This is a genomic window from Acinetobacter sp. Q186-3 (assembly GCF_013420655.1).
Lineage (GTDB): Bacteria > Pseudomonadota > Gammaproteobacteria > Pseudomonadales > Moraxellaceae > Acinetobacter > Acinetobacter indicus.
Map to the genome: position 1 here is coordinate 229,649 of NZ_VOXS01000001.1, position 22,721 is coordinate 252,369.

21 protein-coding genes are annotated in these 22,721 nt (G+C 44.8%); 17 read left to right on the forward strand and 4 right to left on the reverse strand.

The window, feature by feature from the left end; genetic code table 11:
- Positions 1 to 37: 37 nt before the first annotated feature.
- The 11 genes from gspK to pyrF all read left to right on the forward strand — a co-directional run bounded on the left by gspK (position 38) and on the right by pyrF (position 8,896).
- Positions 38 to 985 carry a type II secretion system minor pseudopilin GspK gene (gene gspK / locus FTT64_RS01115; protein ID WP_180181972.1) on the forward strand — a complete coding sequence of 316 codons (948 nt, stop codon included), beginning with the start codon at positions 38 to 40 and terminating at the stop codon, positions 983 to 985.
- A 147-nt stretch (positions 986 to 1,132) separates the two neighbouring features.
- Positions 1,133 to 1,729, forward strand: a complete 597-nt coding sequence (locus FTT64_RS01120; protein WP_005177512.1) for a 6-carboxytetrahydropterin synthase — start codon at positions 1,133 to 1,135, stop codon at positions 1,727 to 1,729.
- A 41-nt stretch (positions 1,730 to 1,770) separates the two neighbouring features.
- Positions 1,771 to 2,484 (forward strand): uracil-DNA glycosylase, encoded by a 714-nt coding sequence (ung, locus tag FTT64_RS01125; protein WP_005177514.1) that lies wholly within the window; start codon positions 1,771 to 1,773, stop codon positions 2,482 to 2,484.
- Positions 2,481 to 3,605, forward strand: a complete 1,125-nt coding sequence (locus tag FTT64_RS01130; protein ID WP_005177517.1) for an enoyl-CoA hydratase/isomerase family protein — start codon at positions 2,481 to 2,483, stop codon at positions 3,603 to 3,605. The genes ung and FTT64_RS01130 overlap by 4 nt, the downstream gene beginning before the upstream one ends.
- A 3-nt stretch (positions 3,606 to 3,608) precedes the next feature.
- Positions 3,609 to 4,130, forward strand: a complete 522-nt coding sequence (gene tadA / locus FTT64_RS01135) for a tRNA adenosine(34) deaminase TadA (RefSeq protein ID WP_104488986.1) — start codon at positions 3,609 to 3,611, stop codon at positions 4,128 to 4,130.
- A gap of 57 nt (positions 4,131 to 4,187) precedes the next feature.
- A complete protein-coding gene (locus FTT64_RS01140; RefSeq protein ID WP_168384129.1) occupies positions 4,188 to 4,619 on the forward strand; it encodes an SRPBCC family protein in 432 nt (143 codons plus the stop codon).
- Between the two features lie 27 nt (positions 4,620 to 4,646).
- Positions 4,647 to 5,330 carry a (d)CMP kinase gene (gene cmk / locus FTT64_RS01145; protein WP_016658215.1) on the forward strand — a complete coding sequence of 228 codons (684 nt, stop codon included), beginning with the start codon at positions 4,647 to 4,649 and terminating at the stop codon, positions 5,328 to 5,330.
- Positions 5,331 to 5,436: 106 nt separating this feature from the next.
- Complete coding sequence (gene rpsA / locus FTT64_RS01150) at positions 5,437 to 7,113, forward strand: 30S ribosomal protein S1 (RefSeq protein WP_005177527.1); 1,677 nt, start codon at positions 5,437 to 5,439, stop codon at positions 7,111 to 7,113.
- Positions 7,114 to 7,273: 160 nt separating this feature from the next.
- Positions 7,274 to 7,579 carry an integration host factor subunit beta gene (locus FTT64_RS01155; protein WP_005177533.1) on the forward strand — a complete coding sequence of 102 codons (306 nt, stop codon included), beginning with the start codon at positions 7,274 to 7,276 and terminating at the stop codon, positions 7,577 to 7,579.
- 25 nt (positions 7,580 to 7,604) lie between these two features.
- Entirely contained in the window at positions 7,605 to 7,970 is a 366-nt protein-coding gene (locus FTT64_RS01160) for a lipopolysaccharide assembly protein LapA domain-containing protein (protein WP_005177535.1), read from the forward strand.
- A gap of 245 nt (positions 7,971 to 8,215) precedes the next feature.
- Positions 8,216 to 8,896, forward strand: a complete 681-nt coding sequence (gene pyrF / locus FTT64_RS01165) for an orotidine-5'-phosphate decarboxylase (RefSeq protein WP_127799408.1) — start codon at positions 8,216 to 8,218, stop codon at positions 8,894 to 8,896.
- A gap of 64 nt (positions 8,897 to 8,960) precedes the next feature.
- Here the strand turns inward: pyrF and FTT64_RS01170 are convergent, their stop codons facing one another.
- On the reverse strand, positions 8,961 to 9,869 hold the full coding sequence (locus FTT64_RS01170) for a lysine exporter LysO family protein (protein ID WP_127799410.1): 909 nt from the start codon (positions 9,867 to 9,869) through the stop codon (positions 8,961 to 8,963).
- A 41-nt stretch (positions 9,870 to 9,910) separates the two neighbouring features.
- Complete coding sequence (locus FTT64_RS01175) at positions 9,911 to 11,440, reverse strand: NAD(P)/FAD-dependent oxidoreductase (RefSeq protein WP_160241354.1); 1,530 nt, start codon at positions 11,438 to 11,440, stop codon at positions 9,911 to 9,913.
- A 157-nt stretch (positions 11,441 to 11,597) separates the two neighbouring features.
- Here FTT64_RS01175 and FTT64_RS01180 point away from each other — a divergent pair, with 157 nt between their 5' ends.
- The 5 genes from FTT64_RS01180 to FTT64_RS01200 all read left to right on the forward strand — a co-directional run bounded on the left by FTT64_RS01180 (position 11,598) and on the right by FTT64_RS01200 (position 18,703).
- Complete coding sequence (locus FTT64_RS01180; protein WP_168389801.1) at positions 11,598 to 12,605, forward strand: AraC family transcriptional regulator; 1,008 nt, start codon at positions 11,598 to 11,600, stop codon at positions 12,603 to 12,605.
- A gap of 83 nt (positions 12,606 to 12,688) precedes the next feature.
- On the forward strand, positions 12,689 to 13,843 hold the full coding sequence (gene zapE / locus FTT64_RS01185; protein ID WP_005177549.1) for a cell division protein ZapE: 1,155 nt from the start codon (positions 12,689 to 12,691) through the stop codon (positions 13,841 to 13,843).
- Positions 13,844 to 14,222: 379 nt separating this feature from the next.
- On the forward strand, positions 14,223 to 16,388 hold the full coding sequence (locus tag FTT64_RS01190; RefSeq protein ID WP_005177554.1) for a malate synthase G: 2,166 nt from the start codon (positions 14,223 to 14,225) through the stop codon (positions 16,386 to 16,388).
- A gap of 135 nt (positions 16,389 to 16,523) precedes the next feature.
- Positions 16,524 to 17,966 (forward strand): aldehyde dehydrogenase family protein, encoded by a 1,443-nt coding sequence (locus FTT64_RS01195; protein ID WP_180181973.1) that lies wholly within the window; start codon positions 16,524 to 16,526, stop codon positions 17,964 to 17,966.
- Between the two features lie 68 nt (positions 17,967 to 18,034).
- The gene (locus tag FTT64_RS01200; RefSeq protein ID WP_180103399.1) at positions 18,035 to 18,703 is read left to right on the forward strand and encodes an SOS response-associated peptidase; all 669 of its coding nucleotides are present in this window, start codon (positions 18,035 to 18,037) and stop codon (positions 18,701 to 18,703) included.
- Between the two features lie 23 nt (positions 18,704 to 18,726).
- Here the strand turns inward: FTT64_RS01200 and FTT64_RS01205 are convergent, their stop codons facing one another.
- Positions 18,727 to 19,191, reverse strand: coding sequence for a MarR family winged helix-turn-helix transcriptional regulator (locus FTT64_RS01205; RefSeq protein WP_005177561.1), 465 nt, complete (start codon positions 19,189 to 19,191; stop codon positions 18,727 to 18,729).
- Positions 19,192 to 20,178: 987 nt separating this feature from the next.
- Here FTT64_RS01205 and FTT64_RS01210 point away from each other — a divergent pair.
- A complete protein-coding gene (locus FTT64_RS01210) occupies positions 20,179 to 21,699 on the forward strand; it encodes a transporter associated domain-containing protein (RefSeq protein ID WP_005177562.1) in 1,521 nt (506 codons plus the stop codon).
- A gap of 99 nt (positions 21,700 to 21,798) precedes the next feature.
- On the opposite strand, the gene FTT64_RS01215 is transcribed toward FTT64_RS01210, so the two are convergent.
- Entirely contained in the window at positions 21,799 to 22,656 is an 858-nt protein-coding gene (locus FTT64_RS01215; RefSeq protein ID WP_180181974.1) for an alpha/beta fold hydrolase, read from the reverse strand.
- Positions 22,657 to 22,721: the final 65 nt, after the last annotated feature.

The window sequence follows — 22,721 nt, forward strand, 5'->3', positions numbered from 1 at the left end:
CTAAAGATAGGCAGTGAATGGGGCAATGGGACAGAACATGAAGCAGCAACAGGGTATTGCGCTAATCACCATTTTAATGATGGTGGTATTGGCCACCATTTTGGCGGCGACCATTGCCAAACGTCAGGCCTATACCGCAGAAAGTACCGCTTATTTAATGCGGCAGAACCAGTCCTTGCTCTATGCCAAAAGTGCCGAAGCCTTCTTTGCCGAATTACTCAAAGATGATGGTGAAAATGCTGCCGAGGTCGATCATCTGCAAGAAAACTGGGCCCAGCCAATGCCAGCTTTTCCTGTCGAAGATGGTTTTGTGGCGGGTGTGTTGAGTGATGAATCGGGGAAGTTCAATTTAAATGCCTTGCTGAATGACAATGGCAATGTTAATGAAAATGCCAAACTGTATTTTGAGCGGCTGCTGGTGCGTGTTGGCTTGCCTGCCCAAATCAGTGAAGCGGTAATTGACTGGCAAGATGCCGATGATTTACCCATCGGGCCGATGGGTGCCGAGAGTAGCTATTATCAGGGCCTACCTAATGGTTATTTGCCTTCAAATTCCCTGTTTTATAGTGTCGAAGAGCTGAAGCAGGTGCGCGGCTTTGAAGAAGGTCGATATCAGCTGTTGCTGCCTTATGTTAGTGCTTTGCCGAACCGCAGTACCAGCATCAACATTAACACAGCGCCGGCTTTGGTGCTGGCCAGTATTGATGACAAGCTGGATGTGAATCAGATTCAGCAGGTGCTGGAACAGCGTCAGGCCAATCTGGAGCATTTTGCCAATACGCAGGAACTGTGGGAGCTGGGTGCCTTTAAACAGGTGGATGCCGCCCTGAAAGCTCAGGTCGGTGCTTTACTGGGGGTACAGTCCAATTACTTTAAGGCAAAAATTGAAGTGATGCTGAGTGAACGCAAACGCCAGTTTAGTAGTGATCTGGTGCGCGATAAAAAAACGGTTTATGTGGCCTATCGCAGCATGGCACCATTTTAAAACACAGCCTTTCAGCGCAATTTTCACTGTGCATAAAGCAAGATAGGTTTTAGCTATCAAGTTAAACAGCAAATTTAATGCTTATTCCTTTAATTTTGCTTTATAATTAATAGTCGATTCACAAATAATCTGGCCTGATCGGGACACATGTTAATTCGTAAGTTATTTAAGTTTGAAAATGCTCATATTGTGCGTAACTGCACTTCAGACCGCTGTAAACGTTCAATACACGGCCATAGCTATAAAGTTGAGCTGTTACTTAAGGCAACGAAATTAGATCATGGTCAAATGGTCTATGATTTTGGCTTGCTAAAAGGTGTGATTAAAGAAATTTTTGATTCTTTCGATCATGCGATCTGTTTCTGGCAACAGGACAATCCGGATTATATTCAGGCCTGCCAAAACTTCAGTGCACGCTGGGTCTCTTTACCAGTATCGCCATCTGCCGAGCAGTTTTCCCGTATTTTCTTCTTTCTGGCGCAGCAGGTGCTGGCCTCAACCATCACCCAGAATGGTGAAGGTGATGTTGAAGTCTATTCGGTAATTGTGCATGAAACCGATACCGGTTATGCGCAAAGCTTTTTAGAAGATATTGAAAACGAACAAATGGGACGGCTTGCCCTGGATCAGATCGAGTTTTCAGCGCAGGTGCGCGCGGAATGGTCAGATCCCGAGATGTATGAAAAATTGAAACAGGGTATTAAATTCCAAAACCCAAGCGTAGATTTACAGGTTAAACTCTAATACACACATCCTGACATGGATATAAAGGATTTAATACAGGTATGTCTTTAACTGAACAGCAACACGCGAAACTGGAGAAGGTTCAGTTAGATGCGAGCTGGAAATATGCCCTGAGCGATTTTTTGCTGGGTGAGAAAATGGATGCCTTAAAAGCATTCCTACTCGAAGAAAAACAAGCCAATAAAGTGATTTATCCACCAAGTGGCTTAATTTTTAATGCACTAAATACCACGCCGCTAGAGCAGGTCAAAGTCGTTATTCTGGGCCAAGATCCTTATCATGGTCCGAATCAGGCACATGGCCTGAGCTTTTCTGTGCAGAGAGGGGTTGCATTACCGCCATCTTTACGTAATATTTTCCATGAGTTACATACCGACTTGGGGCTAGATATTCCCAAGCATGGCGATTTAACCCGTTGGGCGGAACAGGGTGTGCTGCTGTTAAACAGTGTCCTGACTGTTGAGGCTGCACAGCCAACATCGCATCAGAAGCGGGGCTGGGAAGAATTTACAGATCATGTGATTGATGTCCTAAATGAACAGCGTGAGCATATTGTGTTCATTTTATGGGGTGCCTATGCACAGCGTAAGGGACAACGCATTGATCCGAATAAACACTTAATCTTGAAAGCCGCACATCCGTCGCCGCTGGCGGCAAACCGTGGTGGTTTTTTTGGATGTAAAGTGTTTTCAAAAACAAATAATTACCTGAAACAACATGGCATTGAGCCTATAGACTGGCAGCTGGACGCATGACACAAACTCCCGTATTGAAACAGTATCATCCCGATTTAATTGTTGAAGAAGCACAAAATGGCTGGCGTATTGTTCGTTTGAACCGTCCAAAGTCGTTGCATGCACTGGATGAATCTATCGTGACTGCTTTACTGGAAGTCTTTCAGGACTTTCATACGGATGAGCAGGTGAAAGCCATTTGGCTCGATTCCACTACACCAAAAGCCTTCTGTGCCGGTGGCGATGTGCGCAAACTGCGTCAACTGGTGATTAATGACGAAGTTGAGGCAGCCAATAAATTCTTTGAACAGGAATATGCGCTGGATTTGTTGCTGCATAACTATGCCAAACCGGTTCTGGTCTGGGGTGAAGGTTATGTGATGGGCGGTGGTTTGGGTCTGTTTATGGCAGCGCCGTTCCGTCTGGTAACCCCGCATTCACGTCTGGCAATGCCGGAAATTAATATCGGTCTTTATCCAGATGTAGGTGCATCGCGCTTTCTGGCAGATCGGGGTGCTATTGGTCTGTTCACTGGTTTAACCGGTTCGATTATGACTGCCGCCGGCGCTTACGGAATTGGCTGGGCCACACATATCTGCGATGTCGCACGTGATGTGGTGTTGGACCGGATGATTAATATTGACTGGGATCATTATCCGGCCGGTGATTTCCGTGCTATTGATGACACTTTGAACAGTATGCATCGTCCGGTTGGACCAGGACCATTACAGAATTCATTGGATGTAATTCATAGCGTGTGTCGTGGTGTCAACTTTGAACATGACTATGAAGCAATTGTCGGTTTAAGTGATGCGCGTAGCGACTGGCTGCGTCAGGCCAGTGAAAACCTGCAAAAAGGTTCACTGACAACTGCAGCCCTAAGCTGGTTATTATGGCAATGGGGCAAGCAGGTGCATTCATGGAATGAAGTGTTTGAACTGGAAACCCAGATTTCGGCCTGGAAAATCAATCATCCTGACTTTGTTGAGGGTGTGCGTGCCCGTCTGGTCGATAAGGATTTATCTCCAGAGTGGAAGCAGGGAGCTGATCGCAGTCTGAAAGGTATTCTGGCTGATGATCCACCAGTGACTTCAATTCAAAGCTGGAATGATCTACTGAAACGTCATGGTGTTATCAGCTGATTTATGTCTGATGTAGAAGCTTATTCTGATGAATACTGGATGCAGCATGCTTTTGAGCAGGCTGCATTAGCGGCCTCGCAGGGAGAAATTCCTGTCGGGGCAATTTTAGTCAGTCGGAACCAGATTATTGGGTCAGGCTATAATGCGCCCATTTCCCTGAATGATCCTACTGCGCATGCTGAAATTCTGGCGATTCGTCAGGCCTGTAGCCACATTGCAAATTACCGTTTGCCGGAAGATACCACGCTCTATGTCACGCTAGAGCCGTGTACCATGTGTGTGGGTGCGCTGATTCATGCCCGGGTAAAACGGGTAGTATTTGGTACCACCGAGCCGAAAGCCGGTTCTCTGGTTAGTGCACGCCAATTGCTGGACAGTGGCTATTATAACCATCTGTTTGAGTTTGAATCGGGCTGTTTACAAACCCAGTGTGCAGCCCAGTTGAGAGATTTTTTCAAGCTGCGTCGTGAGCAGAAAAGACAGCAAAAATTACAACAAAAGTCCTTAAATGATCAGAATCTTTAAAGCATTTTCCTCTACACTAAGCCGTGTACGTGATTGAATCCCTTTAGGAACAATAAAATGAACGCTATTCAAATTAAAAAAGAATTTAATGCGCCTGTAGCACAGGTATTTGAATTAATGTCGAAACATGCCACCTATAACACCGCTTTTGCACCTTTGCAGGTTAAGCGTGTCAAGGATTCCGCTGATCCTGAACGCCCGGATGGTGTGGGTTCGGTGCGCCGGATGGGTTTTGGCCCGGTTAAGCCTTTGCAGGAGCAGATTACGATGCTCGAGCCAAATCAGCGGATTGAATATAAAATTATTAAAAATCCGTTGGTGAAACATCATTTGGGCGTGATTGAATTTGAGCCTGTGGCAGAAGATAAAACCCTGGTGACCTACCGGATTGAGCTGCAGGCACGCGCGCCTTTTGTCAGTAAACTCATTCTTGCCCAGTTGAAAACTGCAATTAAAATCGGTTTAAGTAAACTGGCTAAATCTGTATAAAAATCTGTAAATATGTCTGGAAACGCAATGACAGTTCAAATTATTACCATTGATGGGCCAAGTGGCTCAGGTAAAGGTACGCTTGCCGCCAAACTGGCTGCACATTATCAATTTCACTTGCTGGATTCAGGCGCGCTGTATCGTCTGCTTGGGCTGTCATTGCATAAGGCAGATTTGCTGGAAAGTCTGAGTAACGAACTAAGCAAATGCATCGAAATTGCAACAAATTTAGACATCAAATTTCAGAGCACAGCAACCGGCACTCAGGTCATGCTGGATGGCGAAGATGTCAGCCAGACCATCCGTACCGAACGTGTCGGAGAATATGCTTCAAAAGTAGCAGCAATTCCGGAACTTAGAACGGCATTGTTGGCCCGTCAGCGTGCTTTTGCCCAGGCGCCGGGGCTGGTAGCCGATGGTCGTGACATGGCCACCTCCATTTTTCCTGAAGCACAAGCCAAAATTTATCTGACCGCATCGGCAGAGTCGCGCGCGCAAAGACGTGTAAAACAGTTGCAGGGTATGGGGCTGGATGCTAAAATAAACGACATTTTAGCTAATATCGAAGCTCGCGACAAACGGGATATGGAGCGCGAAGTTGCTCCACTCAAGCCAGCGGTTGATGCTTACATCATTGACAGTTCAGATTTGAACATCGATGAAGTCTTTCAACTGATGACACGTTATGTCGATCAGCAATTAGCAAACTAAATTTATTCAGCGAATGCATAGCTTGATCAGTTTTATACGGACTATGTAAACGCTTAACTAAACCGGCCTTGTCTGATCCAAGACCGCTGACTTTATCGGAAATATCATGACCGAATCTTTTGCAGCCCTCTTTGAAGAAAGCGAATTAAACCTCAACGTTGAAAAGGGTGCTGTCATCCAAGGCGTTGTAGTAAGCATCGACTCTGATTGGGTAACAGTTGACACTGGCCTTAAATCTGAAGGTATTGTTGACCGTGCTGAATTCTTAAATGAACAACGTGAACTTGAAGTTCAAGTTGGTGATACTGTTGATGTTGTTGTTGAAGCTCTCGACAACGGTATGGGTCAAACAGTTTTATCACGTGAAAAAGCGAAACGTGCTGAAACTTGGACTAAACTTGAAAAAATCTTTGAAGACGGCGAAATCGTTACTGGTGTTATCTCTGGTAAAGTTAAAGGCGGTTTCACTGTTGACATCGGTCCAGTTCGTGCGTTCTTACCAGGTTCTTTGGTAGACACTCGTCCTATCCGTGACACCACTCACCTTGAAGGTAAAGAGTTAGAATTCAAAGTTATCAAGCTTGACGCTAAACGTAACAACGTTGTTGTTTCTCGTCGTGCTGTTATGGAAGCTGAATCTTCAGCTGACCGTGAAGCGCTTCTTGCTCAGCTTGAAGAAGGTCAAACAGTTACAGGTACGATCAAGAACCTTACTGATTACGGCGCGTTCGTTGACCTTGGTGGTATCGATGGTCTTCTTCACATCACTGACATGGCTTGGAAACGTATCAAGCACCCATCAGAAGTTGTTGAAGTTGGTCAAGAAGTTACTGTTAAAGTACTTAAGTTTGACAAAGAACGTAACCGCGTATCTTTAGGCCTGAAACAATTAGGCGAAGATCCATGGTTAGCGATCATGAGCCGTTATCCTAAAGGTTCTATCGTTAAAGCTCGCGTAACTAACTTAACTGACTACGGTTGCTTCGCTGAAATCGCTGAAGGCGTTGAAGGCTTAGTACACGTTTCAGAAATGGACCACACAAACAAAAACATCCACCCATCTAAAGTTGTTCAGATCGGTGACGAAGTTGACGTTATGGTTCTTGAAGTTGATGAAGAGCGTCGTCGTATTTCTCTTGGTATCAAACAAACTCGTGCTAACCCATGGGAAGAGTTTGCTAAGAACCACGACAAAGGTGAAAAAGTTTCAGGTACAATCAAGTCAATCACTGACTTCGGTATCTTCATCGGTTTACCAGGCGGTATCGATGGTCTGGTTCACTTGTCTGACATCTCTTGGAACGAACAAGGCGAAGAAGCGATTCGTCGTTACAAGAAAGGTGACACTGTTGAAGCGGTTATCCTGTCTGTAGACGCTGAAGGCAACCGTATCAGCCTTGGTATCAAGCAATTGAACAGCGATCCATTCAACGATTTCTTAGCTGCTAACGAACGCGGTGCGCTGGTTAAAGGTACTGTAACTGCAGTTGACGCGAAAGGCGCGACTGTTAAGTTAGCTGACGAAGTTGAAGCAACTCTGAAAGCATCTGAAATCAACCGTGATCGCGTTGAAGATGCAACTAAGTTCTTAGAAGTTGGTCAAGAAGTTGAAGCGAAAATCATCAACGTTGACCGTAAGTCTCGCTCTATCAACTTGTCTATCAAAGCGAAAGACGAAGCTGAAGAGAAAGAAGCAGTAGCTAACTTACGTCAAGCAACAGCTTCTCAAGACAATGGTCCTAAGACTATTGGTGATCTGATCAAAGCTCAGATGAACCACTAAGTAGCCGTGGAAAAGTATGATTAATGTAATTTAACTCTTACTTTTTACACAAATACTGTAAACGGTAGCGTAGTATTAACTTATTGCGCTACCGTTTTGTATTTAAACAGGTTATTATCGGTTTTGAGTTAAAGTAGCTTGATAATTAAAGAGGTCGCAGATGACTACTGAAGCACTTAATAAGTCTGACTTAATAGAGCGAATTTCCCTAAAAAATCCACATTTAGCGGAACCTTTAGTTGAAGAAGCTGTTAAGATTATGATTGATCAAATGATTGAATCACTGTCTGCAGATAACCGAATTGAAATTCGTGGATTTGGTAGCTTTGCATTACATCATCGTGAGCCACGTGTAGGTCGTAACCCGAAAACGGGCAAGTCAGTTAAAGTGGCGGCAAAAGCGGTACCTCATTTCAAACCAGGTAAAGCATTGCGCGATGCAGTGAACGCATCTGCAGAGAAATAATTAATTTATATCCTGAGGTGTGTTTATGCGTTACGTCTTAGTCGCATTATTGATTGTACTGTTTGGCTATTCATTGGCTCTGGTTTTACAAAACGGGACCGAGCTGTCGGTTGACCTTTTGTTCACTCAAGTTCCAGCCATGCGTTTGGGGTTATTGTTATTACTGACCCTGGCATTGGGTGTTGTTGTTGGACTTTTACTGGGTGTGCAGATTTTCCGCGTATTCCAGACCAGCTGGGAAATCAAGCGACTGCGTAAAGATATTGACCATCTGCGCAAAGAGCAAATTCATACGGCACAGTTGGCAGCGGCTGAGGCAGCTGCAAATACACGCCATGAAAAAACGGTAGTAGATATTCATCCGAATGATCGTTCATCTACACCTTTATAGTGGGCGCTTGAATAAAGTTGAATGGCTTTATTCAGGGTCTGTAACTTGAAATATTTAACGCTTAAGAGCTGATCTCTTAAGCGTTTTTTATGCAGCCATGTTTTGAAATGCTTAGTTTGTTCTATAAGGTTTTATAAATAAGCAGTTTAATTTAACTGCTTTGCTTATATTCAATAAAATTCACTTGGTTGCCAGATTTGAAATTCGTATAATGCTTTAATTTTGTCAGTTTTAAGGGTCTTCTCATGAGTATTATCGTTGCTTTAGATGCAAAAAGTCATTACGACGCAATGACAATTGCCGAGCAGCTAGACCCAGCCTTATGTCGGGTTAAGGTCGGTAAAGAGCTGTTTACCCATGAAGGGCCAGCAGTGGTCAAAGCACTGCAAGATAAAGGCTTTGAAGTTTTTCTGGATTTGAAATTCCACGATATTCCTAATACCACGGCTCAGGCTGTATGTGCGGCAGCAGACTTAGGGGTGTGGATGGTGAATGTGCATGCCTCTGGCGGCCGGAAAATGATGGAAACCTGTGTAGAGCGCTTAAAAGCAGGGAATTACAACACCCAGCTGATTGCAGTGACTGTTCTGACCTCAATGGGCCGTGAAGATTTACGTGATATCGGTTTAGATATTGAGCCATTTGAACAGGTGAAGCGTTTAGCCGCCTTAACCAAAGACAGCGGTTTGGATGGCGTAGTTTGTTCAGCGCAAGAAGCCAAGATGCTGCGTGAAAGCTTGGGTCAGGAATTTGCTCTGGTAACGCCGGGGATTCGCCCTGAAGGTTCTGCTGCAGATGACCAGAAGCGTATCGTCACACCTAAACAGGCGATGCTGGATGGTTCAACGCATCTGGTGATTGGTCGCCCAATTACCAAGGCGGAACGTCCTCGTCAAATGCTTAAAGATATTCTAGCGACGTTGTAATCCCCTAAATCCCCCTTTTCAAAGGGGGACTCCTCATTTTGTAAAGGGAGGTTGGGAGGGATTATTAAATCACTGCCAGAATACTGACCACGATAGGTGCCAATACTGACAACACAAAACCACTGACCATGGCATGCGGAATAAAGTCATTGCCACAGGCCTGTTTCACCATTGGTAAGGTCACATCCATTGCTGTAGCGCCAGCAGAAGAAATGGCCGCACGCGGATAGCGCCAACCCATCAGATACATCAGCACAATCGCAAAGATTTCCCGGAATAAATCATTCATCAGGGCAATACTGCCCAGTTCAGCTGTACGCAGTTCACTAATTACAATCCCGCTCATGGAATAAAAGCCATAGCCTTGCGACAGCATGATCAGATCTTTTAGGGAAATGTGTGATAGCCAGAATAAGCAGAACAGCGCCCCTAAAATCGAGCCAACAATACAGCCCACTGGCACCAGCAGGATGTTCCAGTTTAACCAGGAGTGGTCAAGTGGCGCACGTGCGAGATCAAAACCAATCATTAGCATAAAGACCAGTAATAAATGCCAGGTACTAATATGTAAATTGAGCTGCCAATATTCACTGCCCAGATAAAGCAGATAACCTGCGGCTAAAGCAATGAAGGCATAACTGATATTGAGTAAGGATTGTAGTACCAGACTGAAGGATACGCGTCCTTGGCTGGGCTGAAAACCGGCCCATTTAAACAGGCCATAACAGCAGGCGAAAGCGCCGAGACTGGTGCTAAATGAAATCAGCATTGCGCTGGTTAAAATACGTTCCGGTTGAGGGATTTGGTTTAAAGTCTGGGCAAATTCAAGTGAAATGGCGATGAGGAGAATATAGCTGAAATAAGGTAACAGTTTCAGCATAAGCTGTTGCAGCCAGCGGGGAAACCGGGCTGCAAAGGCATAGCCGAGATAGAGACAAAATAGTAGCTGGAAAATAAGCCAAAAGGATTGCATCTATACTCGCCTAAAATCAATTCCTGCTTATTATGCCTGAATTAGCTGGCCAGCTGTTGTTTTGCACGTTTATTCAGTAAGCGATAATCAGCCGGATTCACTTTCTGGGTTTTTAACCAGTATTTCCAGGTATAGGTCGGCCAGAGGGCAAAGTTTTTACCGCCATCTTGCTGATACCAGCTGACACAACCGGATTGCCAGATGGTCCCGGCCAGCATCTCCTGAACATAACGGTTATAGTCATCATGAACCTGATCTTTAATGACTATGGCATCGGTCTGGGTACGTTCGACCAGCTTGATCATCTGCAAAATATAGTCGACCTGTGCCTCAATCATAAACACTACGGAATTATGCGCCAGCACGGTATTGGGGCCTAGCAGCTGGAACAGGTTGGGAAAGCCTTTGGTGCAAATGCCGTAATAACTTTCGGCGCCATCTTTCCAGGCCTGTTTCAGCTCCACGCCATGTTCACCGACACAATCAAACGATTTCAGATAAATGCGCGGATCGGTAATAAAACCGGTGCCATAAATCAGACAATCAATTGGGCGTTCTTTGCCATCTTTGGTGATGATGCTGTGTTCAGTCAGCTCCTGAATGGCATCAGTCACCAGTTCGACATTGGTGCGATTAAAGGTCGGATAATATTTATTGGAGACCAGAATACGTTTACAACCCATAATATAGTCAGGAATCAGCTTGGCGGCGATGCGTTTGTCCTTGACCTGATATTTTAAAAAGGCTTCGGCCAGTTTCTGGGTATATTTCATTACCCCTGGTTTTACAATCGGCACCACGCGGGATTCATTGGACCAGTACAGGCGGGCGCGGTGCAGTTTTCTAAACCAGTCAAACTTTTTAAACAGCTTTTTTTCAAGCTGGCTATAGAGTCGTTCATCGCGTGGAATCACCCAGGCGGCGGTACGCTGAAACACATACAGCTGTCTGGTTTGTGGGGCAATTTCCGGAATATATTGAATGGCACTGCCGCCAGTACCAATTGAGGCGACATTTTTACCGTTTAAGTCGTATTGATGATCCCACTGCGATGAATGAAAGACCTTGCCTTTAAATTTTTCGATCCCCGGAATATGTGGAATTTGCGGCACATGCAAGGGTCCGGAGGCAAATACCACGTATTGGGCAATTAGCTTGCGCTGCTGATTGAGCTGTAAATGCCATTCGCAGTCCTGTTCCTGATAATGCGCAGACAGGACTTCAGTCTGAAACTGGCAATAATCTCTGAGCTGGAACTGATCGGTCAGGCCCTGAATATAGGCAAAAATCTCTGGCGCTTCGGCATAGCGTTTTGACCAGTCGGTTTTGGGCGCAAATGACAGGGAATACATATGCGATTGCACATCACAGGCCGCACCCGGATACTGGTTTTCCCGCCAGGTACCACCAACCTCATTGGCTTTTTCCAGAATAATAAAATCGGTGATCTGTTGCTGCAGTAGGCGAATGGCCATCGCCAAGCCACCAAAACCGGCACCAATAATGGCAATTTTAGTTTTTTGAACGGCATGATTTGTAGAAAAATCATGATTTGACAATGCATCATGCATAGTTGTATATCCTTTTCTTTTTATTTCTATGATTAGCATATAAGCGGGTCAGTGCAGATGCCATGATAGCACTGACAGAAAAATTGATATTTTCGGCAATTTAAAAATAGTGAATGATATAGTAAAACAGATATACAGACGTGACTCAAGCGCCCCTATGAAACGATCCATTCTCGGTCTCATGTACTTAATTCAAGGTATGCGAAATGCCGGAATTGATGTGGATGAGCGTTTGCAAAGTATCGGGCTGCATGCAGATGCACTGGATGCCAGTTCGGTGATTCATCCGCGACTGGAACTGGATATTCTGAAGATTATTGGCGCCGGGGTGCGACCTGAGCAGGGTATTTTTATTGGCCAGCATTATGCACTGGCCGGTTATGGTCCCTTGCTGATGTTACTGGTGACCTCTGACACTATTGCGACCGCGATTGAAAAAGGCATTCAGTATCAGGGGCTGACGCATCTGACCGGGCAGCTAAAGCTGAAACATGAAGCAGATCGGGTGGCGCTGCAATATCTGCCGAATGATCTGGATAGCGATTTGGGTATGCTGCGGGCGCAATGTGAAATTTCCGGGACTTTCAAGTTTATTCAGGATCTTTACAAGATGATGAGCCTGAATGTGCCGCAAATCCGTATTGAACTGCCATTTGCACGTCCAGATCAGGCACAGGCCCTGGTGGCTTATCATGACTATTATGGTCATGACTTGTGTTTTGGCCATGACCATGCAGCGTTCTGGTTCGAGCAGTCGGTGCTGGAAGTGAAAATTCCATCCGCCGATTCAATTACCTTTAAGACCTTTGAAGAAAAGTGTATTGAAGAGCTGCAGCGCTTAAAACTGGAAGATCAGGCACCGACCTTGGTGCAGCGGGTCAAAGATTATCTGGAATTGCAGCAGGGCGTGATGCCGACCATGGCCGAAACCGCGCAGGCCTTACAGATTCCAGAGCGCACCTTGCGTCATCAGTTACAGCAGCTGAACACCAGTTATAAACAGATTCGTGAAGATTTAATTAAAGACAAGGCATTGAGATTAATTGAATATCAAGCTTATTCAATTGAAATGATTGCAGAGTTACTGGGTTATTCAGAACCTGCGGCCTTTAATCATGCCTTTAAACGCTGGTTTGGACAAAGTCCGCGCCAGTATGGGAAATAGCCTAAGCATTTTAAACCCAAAGTGGTATATTGTGCGGCGGTTATCTTCGTTATCATTTATTAACCCCAAAAGTACTGAATAATATGTCTGACTTCAACTCATCCCACAACACAGCATATACTCCATTGTCTCCGGCAGAACGCTATGCACAGGCGTTGGCGTCGGGGCAGTTCATGCCAGATGAAGCACAGGCCGAAGCGGTACACGAGCTGGACCGGGTGTGGCAAGAGTTAATTCAGCGTTATAAAGCCTCGAAAAAGGCCTTTCGCCGTTTTCGTCGTCAGACATCCCCGCGCGGTGTGTATATGTGGGGCGGGGTTGGACGCGGTAAAACCTGGCTGATGGACCAGTTCTATGAATCAATTCCGTTTCGCCGCAAAATCCGTATGCACTTCCATCACTTTATGCAGCATGTGCATCGTGAACTGAACAAACTGTCAGGGCAGCGTAACCCGCTCGATACAGTGGCTGATCAGATTTATAAAGATGCGGTGATCATCTGTTTTGATGAATTCTTTGTATCTAACGTGACCGATGCCATGATTCTCAGCGACCTGTTCCAGAAGCTGTTTAATCGCGGCATTACTTTGGTGGCCACCTCAAACATCGCGCCAGATGGCTTGTATAAAAATGGTATTCACCGTGACCGCTTTATTCCGACCATTGAAATGGTGAAAAAGAACTGTGCCATTTTAAATGTCGATGCCGGGGTGGATTACCGTTTACGCGTGTTAAAGCAGGCGCAACTGTTTAAATCGCCACTGACGCATGACCATAATGTCTGGATGGCGCAGCGTTTTGATGCGCTGACCCATACCCAAACCCATTCGGATGAACCGATTACCATCAACAACCGTTTAATTGAAACGGTGGCGCATACTGAAGATGTGTTGTGGTGTGAATTCTCGGAAATGTGCCTGAAACCGCGTAGCCCAGCTGACTATATTGAAATTGCCAACCTGTACAATACCGTGCTGGTCAGTAATGTGCCGCATTTAACCGATTATCTGGCCGATGGTACACGCCGTTTTATTTATCTGGTCGATGAGTTTTATGATCGTGGCGTAAAGCTGCTATTAACCTCAGAAGATTCGATTATTGAACTTTACCAAGGTGAAAAACTGGCCTTTGAAATTGAACGGACGCGTTCACGTTTGCTGGAAATGCAGTCAGATGATTATTTACATGCAGCGCATCGTCAGATTTCAGCTGCGGGTGCATCGACTGAAGCATCTTAATACTGAATTCGACATATTTAAAAAGCGTCCAACCGGGCGCTTTTTTTGTAGCAAAAAATCTTTGCTGCTTTTATCGACATTTTGTTCAATTCATGGCTTAATCTTGGCTAATAATAAAACCCGGAAGGGCTGAAGTACCGAATTTTCTTTACAATTCTGAACTTAAGTCTAATTCCGACATTTCAAAAACTTTATACACTGTAGGTTATATATTTCGCTTAATGATAATGTTACATCCTAAGATTATTTTATTTTTAAATAGCAATATTTATTTAATAAAAAATGATCACTATTTAGCAATGTGATAATACTATTCAGCCAAATATAAATCGGTATACTAGAATCTCTTGTATAAAAAGTAGCAATATCAGGAAAGACAATGACTGCACGTATTCAAAAAGGCAAGTTAGCGATTGCTAAAGAACTTTACGATTTCATCGAAAATGAAGCATTACCAGGTTCTGGTTTAGACAGTGACACCTACTGGAAAAACTTTGAGCAAGTCGTTGTCGACCTTACGCCTAAGAACAAGGCATTGCTTGCCAAACGTGATGATCTGCAAGCGAAGATTGACGAATGGCATCGCAATAACACATTTGAACTAGAAGCTTACAAAGCCTTCTTGTCTGAAATTGGCTACTTATTACCAGAAGTAGAAGATTTTCAAATTACGACTGAAAATGTAGATGAAGAAATTGCATTACTGGCAGGCCCACAGTTAGTTGTCCCTGTACGTAATGCGCGTTACTGCCTGAACGCAGCCAATGCACGCTGGGGTTCTCTATACGACGCACTATACGGCTTTGACGTAATCTCTGAAGAAGATGGCGCAGAAAAAGGCAAAGGCTATAACCCGAAACGTGGTGAGAAAGTTATCGCATTCGCGAAAAACTTCCTGGATGAAACTTTCCCGTTGGCGCAAGGTTCACACGCAGATGCAACAAAATATGCGGTTGAAGGCAATGCACTGGTTGTTAGCCTGAAAGATGGCTCAACTACGACTGTTGCAGATGCTGCTAAATTTGTCGGTTATAACGGCGAAGCGGCTGCACCAACTGAAGTTGTGCTGAAAAATAACGGCCTGCACGTCATCATCCAGATTGATGCCAACAGCCCAATTGGCCAAACTGATGCTGCTGGTGTTAAAGACGTAGTTCTTGAAGCTGCAGTAACAACAATCCAAGACTTGGAAGACTCTGTTGCAGCGGTTGATGCTGAAGAAAAAGTAGAAGGCTACCGTAACTGGTTAGGCCTGATGAAAGGTACACTGGAAGAGTCGATTGAGAAAAATGGTAAAACCATTACCCGTAAACTCAATGCTGACCGTACCTTCAAAAATGTTGAAGGCGGTGAAACCAAGGTTCATGGCCGTTCATTGATGCTGCTTCGTAACGTAGGTCACTTGATGACCAACCCGGCGATTCTGGTCGATGGTGAAGAAATTTATGAAGGCATCATGGATGCATTGGTAACACCTCTGCTTACTGTGGCTGACATCCGTGGTGAAAACACGATCAAGAACTCGCGTAAAGGTTCAATGTACATCGTGAAGCCAAAAATGCATGGTCCAGAAGAAGTGGCATTTGCAGTTGAACTATTCGAGCGTGCTGAACAGGCGCTGGGCTTACCTGCGAAGACTTTAAAAATTGGTATCATGGATGAAGAACGTCGTACTTCTGTGAACCTGAAGAACTGTATTGCACAGGCGAAAGACCGTACCATCTTCATTAACACAGGTTTCATGGACCGTACTGGTGACGAAATCCATACCTTCATGGAAGCGGGTCCATTCGTTCGTAAAGGCGAAATCAAAGGCCAAAAATGGTTCCCGGCGTACGAAAACCGTAACGTGATGGTCGGTCTGCAAACCGGTTTACGTGGTAAAGCACAGATTGGTAAAGGCATGTGGCCAAAACCAGACATGCTGTTAGACATGTACAAAACCAAGACTGAACATCCAGAAGCGGGCGCAAGCTGTGCGTGGGTTCCATCACCAACTGGTGCAGTGGTTCACGCGATTCACTACCATCAAATTAATGTCGCGAACCGTCAGCAGGAATTGCTTGCGACTGAAGCGCTGCCATTAGATGATCTGTTAACGCCACCATTGGCAACAGACACCAACTGGTCTGATGAAGAGAAACTGAAAGAACTGGAAAATAACTGTCAAGGTATCCTGGGTTATGTCGTTCGTTGGGTTGACCTGGGTGTGGGCTGTTCGAAAGTTCCAGACATCAACGATGTTGGCCTTATGGAAGACCGCGCAACTTTGCGTATTTCTTCTCAGCACGTTGCTAACTGGTTACGTCACGGTATCGTCACGCGTGCACAGGTTGAAGAAGTGATGCAACGTATGGCGAAAATTGTGGATGAGCAAAATGCCAACGATCCACTGTACACGCCAATGGCAGCAGACTTTGCCAACAACGTTGCATTCCAGGCAGCGTCTGACCTGATCTTTAAAGGTGGCGAGCAGCCAGCAGGTTATACCGAGCCGCTATTGCACGCAGCACGTTTAAAATTAAAAGGCTATACAGGTGACTAATCCTGAATTTGCCTGATCTAAAAAGCCTTCTTCGGAAGGCTTTTTTTTATGGCAATAATTACACACCGAACAGCACTAGAACTTTCTGTGCAGACCTTTTAGAGTGAAGGAAATCATCAAAATCTGGAAGATGTTATGGGCGCGTATCAATTTCTTGATCAACAGTTTATTGCCGGTGAATGGATCAAGGGCACTTCAACCCGAATCCTGGACAATCTGAATCCTTATACCCAAGAAAGCATTTTAAAATTACAAGGTGCCAGTATTGTCGATGTCGACAGTGCCTATGCGGCGGCTTTGGAGTATGCCGCAAAGTGGGCAGACAGTTCAGCCGAAGCACGAAAAAATCTGCTGCTGCGCGTAATTGAGATTATTCAGGCGCGTCGGGAGGAAATTATCGACTGGCTGATTCAGGAGTCGGGCAGTACCCGTTTAAAAGCCAATATTGAAGTCGATGCTGCAATAGGCATTTTAAAAGAAAGCTCGACTTTCCCGGAGCGTATGTTAAGCCAACAGTTGCCATCTCCCGATCCAACCCGTCAAAGCTATGCGGTACGTAAACCGCTGGGCGTGGTGGCGGTAATTAGCCCGTGGAATTTTCCTTTTCATTTAAGTATGCGTTCGGTGGCTGCAGCACTGGTGCTAGGCAATACCGTGGTGCTGAAACCGGCCAGTGATACGCCAATTACCGGTGGCTTGCTGCTGGCTAAACTGTTTGAAGAAGCCGGTGCTCCGATGGGCAGCCTTAGTGTGCTGGCAGGTGCAGGTAGTGAAATTGGTGATTATTTTGTTGAACATGAAGTGCCGAAACTGATTTCCTTTACTGGTTCTACCGAAGTGGGCAAGCGCGTAGGGCAATTGGCAGTGGGTAGCCCGAATTTAAAACGGCTGGCGCTGGAGCTGGGCGGAAACGCACCTTTGGTGGTGCTGGATGATGCCGATCTGGACTTGGCAGTAGAACTGGCGGTGATGGGGCGCTTTTTGCATCAGGGCCAGATTTGTATGAGTACCAATCGCATTATTGTCGATGCAAAAGTGCATGACAGTTTTGTTGGTAAATTGGTTGAACGCAGTAAAAGCATTCCTTTTGGTGATCCAAATGATGAGGCTACGGTGATTGGCCCAATTATTAACCGCGATCAGGTGCAGAAGATTCAGCGTATTATCCAGCAAGGGCAAGAGGCCGGTGCGACACTGGTACTGCAAGGTGCCACGCGCGGTCATGTGATTCCACCGCATATTTTTATTGATGTTGACCCGGCGTCGAGTCTGGCGCAAGAAGAAAGTTTTGGGCCGGTACTGCCCGTGATTAAAGCACAAAATGAGGCCGAAGCACTGATGCTGGCCAATGCCACACGTTTTGGCTTATCGAGCGCGGTCTGTAGCGCCAATATTGAACGTGCCGAAGCTTTTGCTTTAAAGATTGACGTCGGGATGACGCATATCAATGCCATTACCGTAGCCGATTATCCGAATGCACCTTTTGGCGGTGAGAAAAATTCAGGTCTGGGACGTTTTAATGGTCAATGGGTGTTGGAGGAGTTTTGTCGCACCCACTGGTTAACGCTACCCAGTTAAAGCACAGACGCAACTTAACCGCCTGAAGGCGTATAATAGAGCTGTCTAAACTGAGCAGCCATATTGTCATGTGTGCCAACTTTAAACCGCTTACACTACAACAGCGACAGGATTTAAATCTCCCGGATATTCCTTTTGAATATGAAGATGAGGTCTATCCGGGTTATCACTTACCGTTGCTGTTCAAATCTGAACAGGGGCTGGAATGGCGTAAGGTGATGTTTGGTTTGGTGCCGAAGTGGGCGGAAGATAAGAGCATTGCCCATAAAACCTATAATGCCCGTAATGAAACCCTGTTACAGAAACCCAGCTTTCAGGAAGCGGTGCTGAAACGCAAGTTTGGGGTTATTCCGGTAACGGAGTTTTATGAATCCAAATATATTGACAATAAACCGCAGCGCTGGGGCGTGCGCCGTAAAGATGGGCAGGCGTTTTATATTGCGGCTTTATATGAAATTTGCAAAATTCAGGATGAGATTATTCGTTCCTGCACCATGATTACCATGGACGCGATCGACCACCCAATGATGAAAGACTTTCATGAACCGGGCAATGTAAAACGTTCGGTGATTGTGATTCCACATGCACGTTTGCAGGAATGGCTTGGCCAAACTCAGCCGGATATTCAGCGTTTTGTCGAAGGCTTTCCAGTTGAAGAGTTTGAATGCTCGCATGTGCCAAAAATAAAAATCGAAAAAGTTAGTCCCCAACTGAACTTTTTCGATTCTTTGTCATAAGCAGTGTGTAGAATGCTGGATGATTAACGCGATAAGTTATTAAAAATATGACGCAAACTGTCCATCATTTTTTCAATCTGTAGCGGGGTTAAACCTTCAAAGGACTGTTCCAGTACTACACCGGTCAGATCATTGATTTTTTCGGTCATGGCATGGCCCTGATCGGTCAGAATAACCCGGGTGATGCGCGCATCATCTTCACAGGAGTAGGTCTCCACCAGGCCTTCTTCTTTCAGGCGATAGACAATTTTGGTGGTGGTCGACATCTTTGATACCACCATGTCTGACAGGTCGGAAACGCTGGCATTCGGTTTGGCTTTTAGCGCAATCAGAATGCGGCGGCGTGAGTTATCCAGCCCATATTTCTTGAGTGCATGATCGACATTTAACACATATTGAGCATGGACTTGGGTTACCCAGTAATAAGGAAACTGCTCAATATTGAAGTCTTCAGTAGAAGGCAGAAATTTGGAATATTTCTTGGTCATTTAGTTATTCCTTGCATTTTTAATTGTATTTGTGTGAAATCCCATCACATTTTATTTGAAATGTCATATGCTTAGCAAGTCGTTTTAATCGTATTCGTCAATAAAAGGCTCAGTCAAAGCGTTTTTATCGGGAGATCAGCTGGCTTAGACTGGGATAGTTAGGGAGAGATCATCCCTATTTTAGTCCTGATAAATGGTCACAATCTTCTGTGTAAACTTCAGTATTTCATCTTAAACATGGTATTTTTAAAGTGGTTTAGATGAGTAATGAGGATGAAGGTTTTATCCAGCAATCATTCAGCCTAAAACACCCCAAAGTCTTGTCTCCTAAAAAACAACCATTTTCACTTGATCTTAATTGGCTGTTTTTTTCTGCTTGAAATAGCGACTGATAGGGCGTCACACCTTTCTCGCGAAGCACTTTGATAAACGTATATTTGTTGCATTGTCATATATTTTTATCCGTTATTTTTGCATGAAAATGATCATGATGCTGTTAAGAGTAAAGCATTTGAGTTGAGGACTTGCATGTCTTCCTTCAGGATTTACTTTCAAACCGTTTAAGTAAAAGTAACAAATTGAAAACTGGGCTACATTTATCTCAATACTAGAAATTTGAGTCTTTTAGATAGAAAAATAATATCTTGGAATTTATTTTTTAATAAAATAATAAAAATCAAATATTTATATTTAAGTTGTGAAATCTAGCCCCGATTTTTGCTCTGATTGCAGTCATTTATCTCTCTTTGGAAGTTTTAATAAAACCTGAAATTTAATTACAAACTTGTACTTTTTTTAAGCAGAAAACTTGGCTTAATTTAACTAATACAGGAATTTACCAAAAAAATTCCGAAAAAATGATTACAAAAATAGAAGATTATGCATAATATTTTTATCTACAGTTGAAAAGGTTAAATTTATGGATCCGTCGCCGGGCCCAGGTCTACATTTCGAATTACACGCTAACCCTATCGGAGAGATGAACTAATGGAGTTTTTATTAGATCCGGGAATTTGGGTTGGTTTAATAACACTTATTATTTTAGAAATTGTTCTAGGTATTGATAACCTAGTCTTTATTGCCATTCTGGCAGAAAAATTACCTCCTGAGCAGCGTGATAAAGCCCGTGTGATTGGCTTGTCTTTGGCCTTGCTCATGCGTTTGGGGTTATTATTCGCAATCTCTTGGTTAGTCACCTTGACTCAACCGCTTATTTCGATATTTGATTTAACATTCTCAGGGCGGGATCTGATTCTCCTGTTCGGTGGTTTGTTCTTGGTCTATAAGGCCGTGACCGAATTGCACGAGAAGATGGAAGGCAAGCCGGAAGTTAAAGTGACCACCAATGTGGTTTATGCCAGCTTCACCGCAGTGGTTGCCCAGATCGTAATCCTGGATGCTGTATTCTCTTTAGACTCTGTTATTACCGCAATTGGTATGGTCGACAACATCTATGTGATGATGGCCGCCATGATTGTAGCAATGGCGGTCATGTTACTGGCGTCTAAACCGCTAACAGCCTTTGTTAACCGTCATCCAACCGTGGTAATCTTGTGTTTAAGCTTCCTGCTGTTGATTGGTATCAGCCTGATTGCAGAAGGTTTTGGTTTCCACATTCCGAAAGGTTATATCTATTCAGGTATTGGTGTAGCCATTGCCATTGAAGCCTTTAACCAGTTTGGGCAGCGTAATGCGGCAAAACATGAAGCGAAAATTCCGCTGCGTCACCGTACTGCAGATTCGATTCTGAAGTTAATGGGTGGCCGTATTGAAACTACGGACATGCATTCAAGTGAAGCACAAGAAACCTTTGCGCATGAAGAGCGTTATATGATTGGCGGCGTATTAACGCTGGCAGAACGTTCGGTTGCGTCGATTATGACGCCGCGTAACCAGATTTCCTGGGTGAACATTGAAGATACACCAGAACAGATTCGTGAGCAGGTATTGTCGGTACCGCACAGTTTATTCCCAGTGTGTCGTGGTAGCCTTGACAAAGTCATCAGTATTGTTCGTGCCAAAGAGCTACTGGATGTGCTAGATGATGAAGAAGCCTTTAAGGCGCTGGTGAAACGTCACCGTCCAATTTACATTTTTGAAAAAATGAAAGTCATTGATGCGATCAATACTTTGCGTACTTCAAAAGGTTCATTGGTATTGGTGAGTGACGAGTTTGGTAATGTGCAAGGTCTGATTTCGCCGCTGGATGTGTTTGAAGCGATTGCCGGTGAGTTCCCGGATGCCGATGAACAGCCAGATTTAATCCGTGTTAACGAGACCACCTGGAAAGCGACCGGTATGCTGGACGTTTATCAGCTTGAGCTGGAACTGGGTATGCTGGATCTGGTGGAAGAAGATGCAGGCTATATTAGTGTTGCCGGCTTAATCTTGGATAAAACCCAGGGCGATGTACAAGTCGGTACGCATCTGGACTATCAGGGCGTACACTTTGAAGTCACCGAGCTGGAAGGTAACCGCATTAAAACCGTGATGATTACCTACGCTTAATTGCCAAAAGTTGGTAAATCAAAAAAGCCTCACTGATGTGGGGCTTTTTCTGTTCTGGTGTTTATTTAAAGCTCATCTTTTTTCAAGAGAGTTGCAGTTTTAGATACGTAACTCGGCCGCAATCACCGGCCACAGGTTCTGGTGAGAGCGTTTAAACATCAGCATATGACCAATTGTTTTATGACCATACTGCTGTGGTTTTAGTTCAATCATCCGGGTAGGAGCATTGGGATAAAGGCGCAGTAAATCTTTGACGTTGGCTTCGGTGGCAATTTCGTCATCGGAACTCCAGAGTACGCTCATCGGGCTATGGATGTCAGCATGAAAATCTTCAAATACACTTTTGCCAATGGCATTGATTACATAACCAGGTTTGCCACAAAACTCTGCCCATTGCCGGGCCACATTTTTCGGTAAATTTTCGCCCATACCAATGGCCTGGGTTGGGCCATATCCATGGGTAATGCGGGCGATCGGGAAAATGACCTGAAACATTAGTGGCGCCAGTAGTTTGGTGCGTCCTTTAAGGCCTTTGACATGGCCGGTCGAACCCGATACCGCTACAACTTTGGCCACCTTGGCATGGTTGGGGCAAATACCCAGCAGCTGGCCGCCAGCACTATGTCCCAATAAAATCACCTGTTCGGCCTGGCTCAGTTGCAATAGATGCTCGATACCGGCTGCAATGTCCAGTTGGCCCCAATCGACAATACTGGCTTGTGAGTGCTTTAATTTCCCTTGTAAAGAGCCGCCAATACCGCGAAAATCAAAACTGAGCACGTCATAACCTTGCTGGCTTAACCACTCGGCAAAAGGATGATAAAACCCTTGCGTGATGCCAGTCGCGGGACAAATTAGGACAGGGTAAGGCTGCTTTTTAGCCTGATGGGTGTAGAAGCGCCCACTCAGCTGATAGCCATCTGCGCAGGTAATATGGACGGGGTCAAACGAAGTCATAGGATGAACATTAAAAAAAGTGAATGACTCTAATGTAAAGGAGTTTGCTGTGAATGCAGTTGCAA

Excerpts from the sequence above, each read along its gene's own strand:
- FTT64_RS01195 (WP_180181973.1), top strand. The coding sequence starts at position 16,524 with ATGGGCGCGTATCAATTTCTTGATCAACAGTTTATTGCCGGTGAATGG.
- cmk (WP_016658215.1), top strand. The coding sequence starts at position 4,647 with ATGACAGTTCAAATTATTACCATTGATGGGCCAAGTGGCTCAGGTAAA.
- ung (WP_005177514.1), top strand. The coding sequence starts at position 1,771 with ATGTCTTTAACTGAACAGCAACACGCGAAACTGGAGAAGGTTCAGTTA.
- FTT64_RS01190 (WP_005177554.1), top strand. The coding sequence starts at position 14,223 with ATGACTGCACGTATTCAAAAAGGCAAGTTAGCGATTGCTAAAGAACTT.
- FTT64_RS01175 (WP_160241354.1), bottom strand. The coding sequence starts at position 11,440 with ATGCATGATGCATTGTCAAATCATGATTTTTCTACAAATCATGCCGTT.
- tadA (WP_104488986.1), top strand. The coding sequence starts at position 3,609 with ATGTCTGATGTAGAAGCTTATTCTGATGAATACTGGATGCAGCATGCT.
- FTT64_RS01210 (WP_005177562.1), top strand. The coding sequence starts at position 20,179 with ATGGAGTTTTTATTAGATCCGGGAATTTGGGTTGGTTTAATAACACTT.
- FTT64_RS01160 (WP_005177535.1), top strand. The coding sequence starts at position 7,605 with ATGCGTTACGTCTTAGTCGCATTATTGATTGTACTGTTTGGCTATTCA.
- FTT64_RS01140 (WP_168384129.1), top strand. The coding sequence starts at position 4,188 with ATGAACGCTATTCAAATTAAAAAAGAATTTAATGCGCCTGTAGCACAG.
- FTT64_RS01205 (WP_005177561.1), bottom strand. The coding sequence starts at position 19,191 with ATGACCAAGAAATATTCCAAATTTCTGCCTTCTACTGAAGACTTCAAT.
- rpsA (WP_005177527.1), top strand. The coding sequence starts at position 5,437 with ATGACCGAATCTTTTGCAGCCCTCTTTGAAGAAAGCGAATTAAACCTC.
- FTT64_RS01120 (WP_005177512.1), top strand. The coding sequence starts at position 1,133 with ATGTTAATTCGTAAGTTATTTAAGTTTGAAAATGCTCATATTGTGCGT.
- FTT64_RS01130 (WP_005177517.1), top strand. The coding sequence starts at position 2,481 with ATGACACAAACTCCCGTATTGAAACAGTATCATCCCGATTTAATTGTT.
- gspK (WP_180181972.1), top strand. The coding sequence starts at position 38 with ATGAAGCAGCAACAGGGTATTGCGCTAATCACCATTTTAATGATGGTG.
- FTT64_RS01200 (WP_180103399.1), top strand. The coding sequence starts at position 18,035 with ATGTGTGCCAACTTTAAACCGCTTACACTACAACAGCGACAGGATTTA.
- FTT64_RS01215 (WP_180181974.1), bottom strand. The coding sequence starts at position 22,656 with ATGACTTCGTTTGACCCCGTCCATATTACCTGCGCAGATGGCTATCAG.
- FTT64_RS01170 (WP_127799410.1), bottom strand. The coding sequence starts at position 9,869 with ATGCAATCCTTTTGGCTTATTTTCCAGCTACTATTTTGTCTCTATCTC.
- zapE (WP_005177549.1), top strand. The coding sequence starts at position 12,689 with ATGTCTGACTTCAACTCATCCCACAACACAGCATATACTCCATTGTCT.
- FTT64_RS01180 (WP_168389801.1), top strand. The coding sequence starts at position 11,598 with ATGAAACGATCCATTCTCGGTCTCATGTACTTAATTCAAGGTATGCGA.
- pyrF (WP_127799408.1), top strand. The coding sequence starts at position 8,216 with ATGAGTATTATCGTTGCTTTAGATGCAAAAAGTCATTACGACGCAATG.
- FTT64_RS01155 (WP_005177533.1), top strand. The coding sequence starts at position 7,274 with ATGACTACTGAAGCACTTAATAAGTCTGACTTAATAGAGCGAATTTCC.